Origin of the sequence: Bacillus sp. JJ1532 (genome assembly GCF_036965085.1) — a bacterium.
Taxonomy (GTDB): domain Bacteria; phylum Bacillota; class Bacilli; order Bacillales; family Cytobacillaceae; genus Cytobacillus.
The window spans coordinates 1,247-3,292 of the sequence record NZ_JBALOW010000076.1 but is presented as its reverse complement, the minus strand read 5'-3'; the positions used below and the strand labels follow the sequence as shown (position 1 = coordinate 3,292).

The following is a 2,046-nucleotide window of genomic DNA, read 5'->3' as shown; positions in this document are numbered from 1 at the left end:
CGTTCCATGAAAGGTTCATAACGGCCGTTTCTGGCACTTTCCTTCAGCAATACCCAACCAAACAAGGAAATTCCTTATGTTCCTTTTTCCATTCACGAAAACTTATAAAGCGATTAGCGATGAATACCTCTTCATCCGGAGCCATTTCACGACAATTCAATGCCCTTCGTCCCGTCGTTCGCCACAAATGTATTTTCGCTTCTTCTTCACTTTCAGCAAAAATAAAAGCCCATTTCCCCTCCCCCACCTTCAGTGCATACATATGAATCTCGCAAAAACGAAGATGATTGTTTTCAATCATGTTTGTCAATTTCTCCATATCAGGCTGAACTTCAAACAAAACAGAATTTTCATCATCCAATGATATTTTCCCCTCTTGAATTAAGCACAAAATGTAATGAGCAAGGACATGCTCCTCATAGCGCATGGCATCTTCATAAAGAGCTTCAATCGTCGGCATCATCCATTCTCCCTGTAAATTGATTATAGTTTACAAAAACAGTTCCGACTGGGCCGTTGCGGTTTTTGGAGATAATCAGCTCCAGCTGTTTCTGGTCTGAGGCCAGATCATAGTACGTATCACGGTAGAGGAAAATAATGACGTCCGCATCTTGCTCGACACTTCCCGATTCACGGATGTCCGACATGAGAGGTCGTTTATTTTGCCTTTGCTCCACCGCTCGATTTAATTGGGCAAGCAAGAGAACGGGGCAGTTCATTTCCTTGGCGAGCATCTTCAATTCCCGAGAAATTTCCGTCACTTGCATGTGCATGTTTCCGCCATAATCCTGGTTTGGGCGAATTAACGTTAAATAATCAATCATGATGATCGGTTTTGGTTCAGGAAATTGATGAATCAGCTTTCTCGTTTTCGCCCTCATCTCAGCGATTGTTTGCCTGGCGCCGTCAAATATCTGCATATCTGTCTTGGATATACGCCCGATAATGTCCGTCCATTTTTCCTTTTGCTCCAAACTAAGACTTTGAAAAGGGTTTCGTAATTTGATGCGGTTGATCCCCCCTGTGGAGGCGATTAACCTTTGTACCAAGCTTTGAGTAGGCATCTCGAGTGAAAAAATAATGGGAAGATACCCATGCCAGCCAGCTTCTTTCGCAAAATGGAGCATCACATCTGTTTTTCCCATGGATGGCCTAGCAGCAATGACCGTCAGCTCCCCCGCTTGAAAACCATTCGTCATTTGATCCAAACGCTTAATCCCCGCAGGAATCCCTTTTGTTTGCTTCCCTTCCTGCCATGGTGCTTCATAAATATCAGCCAATGCTGTTGAAATGGACAAATGGTCATCCATTCTCGCTTCATCAATGAGATGTAACGTCTGAATCACTTGCTGGATTCCCCAGTCCTCCTCTTTTGCCCGTGTTAAAATATTTCTCTTCTCCCGCTCCTTCCATTGGTCAAGAAGGAGCTGCTCATATTCATCAAACTTTTTCGGATTGGCATACGATTGTAGATCGTAAAGATAGGAGATTCCTCCGAACGGTTCCATATCCACGGTTGTCGTGAGCGTAATGATGTCCACGCTCCTGCCTTTTTCATGCAAAAGACGCATTTCCCTATAAAGTGCTTGATGACGATGGTCTTCAAATTGTTCAGGCCTGATCACACTATTCCCTATGTAAAAATTCTCCTTCAGCATACAGCCAAGCAGCGCTTTTTCGACAGTCATGTCACTCCTCCCCCTCTGACGGATTATGCTGATAAATACTTGGTACATTGGGGCTCATTTCTGTCATAGCTGGACCCTTTTTCCGCTGTTCAAACTCCTTCTCCAACGCCCATACATCTTCCAGCGTGTTCACCCGTTCGTCACGCCACCTTTTCAAAATCCCATATGTATACCGCCAATTTCGTTTACCGACAGATAATGATATTTTCATAGCCTCTATCACAAGAAGTTCCCCAAATTCGTCTACAGAATCTCCAATTTCTTCTGTGATAAATGGCGATAGTACGCCAAAATTATGTTGATAAAAATCAAACACCTGATCACACCGACTACTTAGTAGTTGTTTTTCTTTTTCTTT

3 protein-coding genes are annotated in these 2,046 nt (G+C 43.4%); all 3 read right to left on the bottom strand.

The window, feature by feature from the left end:
• Positions 1 to 43: 43 nt before the first annotated feature.
• The gene (locus V7122_RS21120) at positions 44 to 460 is read right to left on the bottom strand and encodes a hypothetical protein (RefSeq protein ID WP_335528867.1); all 417 of its coding nucleotides are present in this window, start codon (positions 458 to 460) and stop codon (positions 44 to 46) included.
• Positions 447 to 1,688 (bottom strand): replicative DNA helicase, encoded by a 1,242-nt coding sequence (locus V7122_RS21115; protein ID WP_335347349.1) that lies wholly within the window; start codon positions 1,686 to 1,688, stop codon positions 447 to 449. The genes V7122_RS21120 and V7122_RS21115 overlap by 14 nt, the downstream gene beginning before the upstream one ends.
• A 1-nt stretch (position 1,689) precedes the next feature.
• Positions 1,690 to 2,046 (bottom strand): DnaD domain-containing protein (locus V7122_RS21110; protein ID WP_335528864.1); only part of this gene is annotated, 357 nt, incomplete at its 5' end.

Excerpts from the sequence above, each read along its gene's own strand:
- V7122_RS21120 (WP_335528867.1), bottom strand. The coding sequence starts at position 460 with ATGCCGACGATTGAAGCTCTTTATGAAGATGCCATGCGCTATGAGGAG.
- V7122_RS21115 (WP_335347349.1), bottom strand. The coding sequence starts at position 1,688 with ATGACTGTCGAAAAAGCGCTGCTTGGCTGTATGCTGAAGGAGAATTTT.